This window comes from Myxococcus virescens, from assembly GCF_900101905.1.
In the GTDB taxonomy this organism is placed as follows: Bacteria; Myxococcota; Myxococcia; order Myxococcales; family Myxococcaceae; genus Myxococcus; species Myxococcus virescens.
The window spans coordinates 1-7,349 of record NZ_FNAJ01000040.1 but is presented as its reverse complement, the minus strand read 5'-3'; the positions used below and the strand labels follow the sequence as shown (position 1 = coordinate 7,349).

The 7,349-nt window shown below is 67.4% G+C and carries 8 protein-coding genes; 2 read left to right on the top strand and 6 right to left on the bottom strand.

Annotated elements, in window-relative coordinates:
- The coding region (locus tag BLU09_RS37910) for a transposase (protein WP_143043264.1) at window positions 1-181 on the bottom strand (181 nt) is incomplete at its 3' end.
- A gap of 505 nt (window positions 182-686) precedes the next feature.
- On the opposite strand from BLU09_RS37910, the gene BLU09_RS37905 reads away from it, so the two are divergent.
- Window positions 687-2,831: a patatin-like phospholipase family protein gene (locus BLU09_RS37905; RefSeq protein ID WP_090496013.1), complete on the top strand. Its 2,145-nt coding sequence runs from the start codon at window positions 687-689 to the stop codon at window positions 2,829-2,831.
- A 75-nt stretch (window positions 2,832-2,906) separates the two neighbouring features.
- Here the strand turns inward: BLU09_RS37905 and BLU09_RS40010 are convergent, their stop codons facing one another.
- The 5 genes from BLU09_RS40010 to BLU09_RS37875 all read right to left on the bottom strand — a co-directional run bounded on the left by BLU09_RS40010 (window position 2,907) and on the right by BLU09_RS37875 (window position 6,640).
- Window positions 2,907-3,365 (bottom strand): SbtR family transcriptional regulator, encoded by a 459-nt coding sequence (locus BLU09_RS40010; protein WP_341865206.1) that lies wholly within the window; start codon window positions 3,363-3,365, stop codon window positions 2,907-2,909.
- Between the two features lie 159 nt (window positions 3,366-3,524).
- On the bottom strand, window positions 3,525-4,355 hold the full coding sequence (locus BLU09_RS37890) for a hypothetical protein (protein WP_090496012.1): 831 nt from the start codon (window positions 4,353-4,355) through the stop codon (window positions 3,525-3,527).
- Window positions 4,352-4,900 (bottom strand): RNA polymerase sigma factor, encoded by a 549-nt coding sequence (locus BLU09_RS37885; protein ID WP_090496011.1) that lies wholly within the window; start codon window positions 4,898-4,900, stop codon window positions 4,352-4,354. Before BLU09_RS37885 ends, BLU09_RS37890 begins: the two co-directional genes overlap by 4 nt.
- A gap of 75 nt (window positions 4,901-4,975) precedes the next feature.
- On the bottom strand, window positions 4,976-5,986 hold the full coding sequence (locus tag BLU09_RS37880; protein ID WP_090496010.1) for a hypothetical protein: 1,011 nt from the start codon (window positions 5,984-5,986) through the stop codon (window positions 4,976-4,978).
- A gap of 48 nt (window positions 5,987-6,034) precedes the next feature.
- The gene (locus BLU09_RS37875; protein ID WP_090496009.1) at window positions 6,035-6,640 is read right to left on the bottom strand and encodes a hypothetical protein; all 606 of its coding nucleotides are present in this window, start codon (window positions 6,638-6,640) and stop codon (window positions 6,035-6,037) included.
- A 165-nt stretch (window positions 6,641-6,805) separates the two neighbouring features.
- Here BLU09_RS37875 and BLU09_RS38590 point away from each other — a divergent pair, with 165 nt between their 5' ends.
- Window positions 6,806-6,943, top strand: a complete 138-nt coding sequence (locus BLU09_RS38590; protein WP_244172432.1) for an NmrA family NAD(P)-binding protein — start codon at window positions 6,806-6,808, stop codon at window positions 6,941-6,943.
- The last annotated feature ends 406 nt before the right edge of the window (window positions 6,944-7,349 follow it).

Sequence of the window (7,349 nt, the reverse complement as noted above, 5' to 3'; positions counted from 1 at the left end):
CAGTGGGCTTCTTCTCCTCGGGCGGCGGCGTCATCGCCGCTACCCTACGCGCCTCGCGCAACCACTGCGACAGCGTCGGCTGCGAGACTCCCACCTGACGGGAAAGCGCCGCAGCGCTCACCGCGCCTGGCCCCACCATCCGTTTCACCATCTCCGCCTTGAATGCATCCGTGTACGACACAGCTACCTGCCTGTACTCGCCCCCGGGGGTGGTCAGCTCGGCCGGTCAGCCGAGGCGACAACTTCCCTGACACAGGGGGCTGGAGCGCGCGGACCGAGCGGGGGGCCGGTGCAGCCTTCGAGCCCACGACGCCCGCCCGCTCCGAGGCGCTCGCTGGACGGATGTGCATTGCCACCTGGCGGCACCAAGCTCGCGCTGAAGCGCTCTCAACATCGCTCGACATGAGACAGGGGCGGCGTAGCCGCCGGCATGCCTGCAAAGTCGCTCCCGACCACGATGAAGGGGAGGCTGCGCACGACCCATGAGAGCCCAAAGGCGGCCGCACGCGTGGCGCTGGAGCCGAACGAGCGGCGCATGCCTGGGGATTCGCCACCTGCTGGTCCCAGCGGTCTGGGCGCTCGACAGGCCGCGAGCCAACACACCCGGTGGCGTGCTCTGAACTCAGTGTCAAGACTTCCTGGAGGGGAGCCCTGGTTTGAATCTTGACGGGCTCTCAGGGGGAACCATGACCCTGGCAATACCCAGCACTGCAGGCAAAAGCCATTTCGAGAACGTCGCGTTTCAGAACCCTTCTGATGAATGCGACCTCATCATGAAAGGAGGCGTCACCAGCGGCGTCGTCTATCCTCCAGCCATCCTGGAACTGGCGCGGAAGTACCGCTTCCGTTCACTGGGCGGGACCTCCGCCGGCGCTATCGCAGCCGCCGCGGCGGCAGCCGCCGAATATGGCAGGGAGAAGAACTCACGCCCGGACGTGGGGTTCGCCGGATTGGGCGGGATGATGGAGCAGCTCAAACAAGAAGGGTTCCTGCTCCATCTCTTCCAGCCAGCTCCACAGGCACGAAGGTTGTTCAATGCCGTTGTCGAAGCCATTGCTGTCTACAATGACTCCTCGGGTAGACGGCGGGTACTTCAATGGGTGGAACTGGCGCGAAAGGTTCTTCAGGAACCTGATGAGGCAGCGCATCGAAGCATCTTGCCCGTGAGAGCCGTTCGCCAGTCAGTCGGACTGCTGGCCTGGCCTGTCGCAACCATGACACGTTGGGCTTCACGCCCCATGAAGACGCTGGCGATGGGGTCCTCGCTTTGGTCCTTGGCTGGCGTGATGCGGAATGGACTCCGCCTCTGGCACTCCCTCAAGGGTGGGGTTGAGTATGTGCGCGACAAGGATCAAAGCTTCTTCGCGCTTTGTACAGGGATGGATGTCTCGTCCGGAAACGGGGCTCCAAAGCACCCTGCACTGACTCCCTGGCTTCACGAGCACATCCAGAAGCTCGCTGGGCTCGAGAGCGATGACGTCCTGACCCTTGGCCACCTTCGGGAGAAGGAAGATGGCAAGGGCAAGGATCTTGGCATCGACTTTCGCATGGTGACGACGAACCTGAGCCAGCGCCAGCCCTATACGTTGCACAGCGAAGATACGGAGACCGCGAGCCGTCGCGTCGTGCACCCGGAAGAACTGGATGCAGGATACCTCTTTCGCACGGACGACATGCGCCGCCTCTTTCCATTGGAGGTGGTGCGGTACCTCGAAAACTGGATGGATGTGGACAGGTATGAACTGAACAGGACTCAGAGTGCGCGAACCAAGGACGCCTTCAAGAACTTCGACTTGGCGAAGGCGAGAGCCGAAGGCTTCTATCCCTTCCCGGCGGGCAATGCGCTCCCCGTCGTGGTCGCCACGAGAATGAGCCTCAGCTTCCCTTTGCTGCTGGGAGCGGTGCGCCTCTACACCATCAAGCACGACACTTTCCAAAAGCGCGCAGCCTTGAGTGAAGGAAAGAAGCCCTATGTGCTTCGGGTGAAAGACTCTGACGCCGGAGAGAGTGAACTGCAGGAGAACTGGTTTAGCGATGGAGGAATCTCAAGCAACTTCCCCATCCACATGTTCGACGACTGGCTGCCTCAGCGCCCCACGTTCGGAATCAATCTGGCGGACTCGCAGATGCCCACGAACATCACCGGCCCCAGGGAGGCGTCCATCCATCGTGGGGACGATGATGTGTTTTTGGCACAGCCGCGATACCTCCTCGTGCCCCATGTCTATCCGCTTAAGTGGTTGAGCCAGTTCCTGGGCGCGATCTTCGATACCGCACAGAACTACCGTGACAATACGCAAGCCCGCCTGCCCAGCTATCGAGAGCGCATCGCGCATGTCCGTCTGTCGGATGGGGAGGGTGGCCTCAATCTGAACATGGGGGTCGGCACCATCCAGGCCATTGCGGAGAAGGGAGGCCGTGCCGCGGAGAGATTACAGAGTGAATTCGCATTCGATGAACACCGCTGGGTACGTCTGCTCGTCTTGCTCGGACGCCTGGAGGAGGAGTTCATTCGCCTTCGAGAGCGGTACACGAAGGCGTCGAGAAATGGAAACTGGCGTCAGGAACTGCTGAGTCAGTACGAAGCGCTGCTGAAAGCGTCCCAGGAGGACGAGCGACAAGCGTGGTACCGTGTTCCGCCGAAACCGTTGTGGCCTCGCTGGCGCAGAGAGGCGATTCAGCGCATGGATGCACTGACGGTGCTCATTGACAAATGGACGTCAGGGAAGACGACCGGAATCCCGTATCCTCCACGCGCGAGGAAGCAATACTTCTTCTCGTATGACGAACCCATGCCCGAAAGCATCTTGCGTGTGACGCCCGAGCAATGACAGCGAGCGCCTGTCCACCCGCGGTTGCATCACGTTACCCGGGTTCACGGACGCCGTGGACCCGGGTGAGCTCCATCACCCAGTTGGTCTCCCATGTCTCGCCGTCGAGCGAGAAGGCCTGCTCCCGCCGGGCGTGGTCCGTCCCCTGTCGCGTCCACCGGAACTGGACCTGAACCGGAGGTATAGGCGGGATAGAGGCCCTGTTGAGGGTGAGGGCTTGAGGGGAGGGGCCGAGGAGGGCCGCTGACGGGGCCTCCCGAGCGATGCTCCCGTCCGGATGCCGAGGAGCGCCAGGCGCAGCACCCGGCGCGCGGTGGGGGCATCCTGCTCGTTGGCGACCGCGATGGCGTTCGCCAGCCTCAGCAGGTCCTCCGCCGTCGCGCAGGTGTGAATCGCCCCCGCCGAGGACGCCCGCGTCGCCAACCCTTTCAACACGTCGAGTAGCATGTCGGTGCAGCACAGCTCCTGGGGTGACAGCCCCTCCGGCCCCGCGAGCAGCGCGGCGGCGAGCCCGCGGTGCGTCGCGGTGTACACCGTCCGACTCGCAGATGGCCGCCTTCGAACGGCTGCCCCACCTCAACCCGAACAACCGCCCCGTGCAGCCGTTGAATGGCCGCGACGTGGGGGGCCAGTCCGGTCACTGATTCGGATTCGCGGCGCCCATGGGCTCAAGGGGGGGCCTCCAACACCTCGTCACTCCAGCGCTGGCGGACGGAGCAGCTTCTGGAGACGGACGAGGTGTGAGGACGTCGGGTACTTCGCCTGGAAGTCCTCGGCGCGCTGCTGGGCTTCCGCGCGTCGGCCCAGCAGGACCAACGCCTCGATGGCGAGCACCTCCCGCTCCTGCGCGAGCGTGCCCGCCTGGAACCGGGACGCGTGTCCTCGCAGCAGCGAGAGGGCCTCCTCGGCGGCGCCTCGCTGGAGGGCACGGTGGGCGTCATCGATGAGCAGCAGCTCCTCGTCCTCCGGGCTCGTGGCGCGAGCTTCCGGCGGCGGCTCCACGACAGGCTTCTGGAGGGCTTGCGGCGGGCTCGTCCGAGGCGCGACGGGAGCCGGCGCACGCTCCACGATGGGGGCGGCGGGCTCGGGACGCGGAGTGGGCGCTTCGGGAACGGGGGGCGCCGACACGACGACCTCGGCGGGCACCTCGCTCCGTGGACGCTCCACCGGAGGCGTCTCCCGCTGGGCCTGGGCGACCGTCGGAGGCTGTGCGCGCTCGTAGACGCGGCCCGCCTGGAAGGAGCCCACGGCCCCCGTGAGCGCGGCCACGCCCACGAGCACCTTGAGCTTGAGGCCCGTGGCCACCGTCGCGCCACCCGCGAGCGGCTCGGACGCGGGCGCCACCGGAGCCGGTGAGGGAGCCGCAGGGGGCGGGGGCGGCTGGAGGGGCGCCAATCGGGCCGCGAGGGACGCCAGCTGCGCGGCCGAGGGCCCATCGTCCAGGGCGGAGCCCAGCAGCTCGCGCAGCTCGGGCGAGGCATCGGAGGACTCGTCCAGGAGTCGCACGGGCTCGGGCGTCCTCATCTCTCGCCTCCTTGCAGCCGGGCCACGGCCTCCTGGACCTGCTTGCGCGCAGCGTACAGCCGCGCGTAGGCGGTCTGCACGGGGCACCCCACCGCCTGGGCCACGTCGGCCATGGCCCACTGCTCGATTTCGAAGAGGACGAACACCGCCCGCTTGTCCTCGTCGAGCGCATCCAGGATGCGGTCCAACCGGGCCCGCGCCTGCGTGCGCGCCACGGACTCGAGCTGCTCGGGGGGACGGGCCTCGTCAGGAGTCTCCGCGACGGGGGTCTCCCGCCGGACGTGGGCCCGCTTGCGATGGTCCGAGGCCAATCGCATGCAGATGCCGAAGAGCCACGCGGCCACGGGCGCGCGCGGGTCGAACTCGGGGAGACGGCGATGGACCACCAGGAATGCCTCCTGGCAGACGTCCTCCAGGTCCGCCTCCCTCACGCCCATGCGCCGCAGCGTGCGCCACACGAAGGCCGCGTGCTGGGCATGCACCCGCTCGAAGTCGAGCGGTTCCGCCCTTTCGGGAGCGGGCAGGGCTTGGGGAAGGGGGGGCATCGCGCGGGAGTCCGGGGCTGGCGGACTCTAGTGAGCTTCCCGGCGCCAGGTGAAGCGCTACCCGCCCCCGGTAACTCAGGGCCCCCGGAACGACAGGCCCAGCTCGACGAACGCGCGCAACGGCGCCCCCAAACGCCCCTCCCAGGCGGAGGTCATCGGCAACATGGGACGCAGCCACCCCACCGCGGCGCCGCCCCCCACATGCAACGCGGTGGCGCTCCCCAGTCGCAGCTCCAAGTGGGCTCGCGCCACCGCGTCACCTCGGATGAGCAAGTCCACCTCGTCCACCGCCGGACCCTTTGAGTCCGCCATTACGAACGAGAACGCCGCCGCCGCGCACGTGGACACCTCCCATCGGGAGCCGCCCACCACCAGCGGACACAGCCCCACCTCGGGCGTCGCCAGCATCAGGTCCACCCGCCCGTCCTCGAGCTCCGAGCGGGCCCAGGGCACCACGGAGAGCCCCACGAGCCACGTCATGCTCCCCGCCCCCCGCCAGCCGACGCGGCCTCCCCATGCGAGGCCGTCCGAGAACCCCGTCGTCGTCAGCGCGGAGACGGACACCGTCGAGCGACCCGGCCACGGCGCCGCGCGAGTCGGTGGGGATGATTCCTCGACTGGGACGTCCTCCTCCACCGTCGTGTCGGGCGCTTCGGGGAGCGGTGGTGCCTCCTCGGCGGGAGGCACGACCTCCGAGGGCACCGGGGCGGGCTCCCGGGGACGCAGGGCCTCCGGGTCGATCATCAATGCGAGGACCAGCACGAGCCGACGCTCAATGTCCGCGCACGTGGGCGTGGCGGAGTCGATGTCGCGGCTGCCCAGGACGGTACCCCGAGCGTCCACGAGCGTGAGCCTCGCGGACCACCCCGACGAGGACGCCGGCTCCAGCACGCCATGGATGAGCACATCCGGCAGGGCCCCGAACACGGAGCGTCCCAGGCGAGCCTCCACCGCGCGCGCCAGGGGCGCCGCCTGGATGCACTCCGAGGGCGCATTCCAATGCAGTCCCCACCGCGCCGACGAAGGCGCTGGCGACGCGGTGGCGAGGAGCGGGAGGACCACCCCTAGGAAGAGGGGTGGGGTCATGAGGACACGCGGGCGCGCTGGAGGTGGCTCATCCGGGGGACCTCTGTATCAGAGGTCGAATCCCCGGTTCCCCGTCAGCTTGTTCGGCGCGAGCTTCACATCCGTCCCGTTGAAGATGAAGAGGGGGAGTCCAATCGCCACCAGTGCGCCGCCACCAATCAGCGAGCCCATGCCCATCTTGCGCAAGGTGTTGTCCTTCGGAAGGGATGAATCGGAGGACACCGTGCCGTCGAGGGCCATCGCCACCCCACCCGCGACCGCCAGGGAGACGCCGAAGATGGTGGCGAGCCAGCCGGTGGTTCGCAGTCCGGAGCTGCCCGGGTCGACCTTCAGGGACACATCCCGCCCGTGGTCCAACAGCGTGAATCGCCGTGAGGGCGTGATGCCAGACCCCGCAATGAAGAAGTCCGTCGTCGGGTCGCGAAGGGTGACGTCGCAGGGCATCGTGCACTCGCGCTGGTAGTGGACGATGCCCACGGTGCCCGTACCTCCCGTGGTGGCGACGGTGCCGTATCCCTCGCTCGTGACGCGGAAGAGGCTGACCTCGGGGGCGTCCGTCTCGATGCGCACCCGCACGGTCTCATCACGGGGCGAGGACGGCGATTGGGCAAGCGACGTGGGCGCGACCAGACTCAGGGCAAGCAGCAGGCTCAAGGTGTTCCTCCAGACGGCGTGGGCAGCGTCGCCAGATGAATGGAGGCCGGCGCTCCGGATTTTGAAAGGCATTTGTCCGCCCCTTTTCCTTGGCAAATGGGGGACCCCTCCGTAGTCAACGCGAACACAAGCGGTGGGGCTCCCCCCACTTCCAAGGAGCTGCCGATGAGTCGTCACCAGACTGTCCTCGTCACCGCCGTCACGGGGCGACAGGGCGGAGCCACGGCCCGAGCGCTGCTGGCGGAAGGCAGCACCTCCGTGCGCGTCCTGGTCCGCAACCCGGAGGCGCCCAACGACGTATAGGCGGGATAGAGGCCCAGTTGAGGGTGAGGGCTGGAGCGGAGGGGCGGAGGAGGGCCGCTGACGGGGCCGCTCGAGTGATGCTCCCGTCTGGTGGACGAACACGTCAAAATTGGACGTTCTCCTCCGCAGCTCTGCCCAGTCCACGTATGCGTTCACCGTGCCTTGTCGTGCCGGACTCCCTGGGGGCGTGAAACCTCCAGGCCTCGTGAAATGGAGGCATTCATGGGGCTGGAGAAGGAGTTGGAGATGTCCCATTGTGCGGAGGCCGACGTGGCGGGAACCGCAGCCATGGTTCGCGAAGAGCAGTAGGGGAAGGAATCGGCCCATGGCGGAGCCGTTGGCCGTCGCAGGTCGGCCGACGAGGGGCGGGCTTGCGCCGACACCGACTTCCCGCCGAGCACGCGAG

Coding starts and splice junctions, on each gene's coding strand:
- BLU09_RS37905 (WP_090496013.1), top strand. CDS start 687: ATGACCCTGGCAATACCCAGCACTGCAGGCAAAAGCCATTTCGAGAAC.
- BLU09_RS37890 (WP_090496012.1), bottom strand. CDS start 4,355: ATGAGGACGCCCGAGCCCGTGCGACTCCTGGACGAGTCCTCCGATGCC.
- BLU09_RS37885 (WP_090496011.1), bottom strand. CDS start 4,900: ATGCCCCCCCTTCCCCAAGCCCTGCCCGCTCCCGAAAGGGCGGAACCG.
- BLU09_RS37880 (WP_090496010.1), bottom strand. CDS start 5,986: ATGACCCCACCCCTCTTCCTAGGGGTGGTCCTCCCGCTCCTCGCCACC.
- BLU09_RS38590 (WP_244172432.1), top strand. CDS start 6,806: ATGAGTCGTCACCAGACTGTCCTCGTCACCGCCGTCACGGGGCGACAG.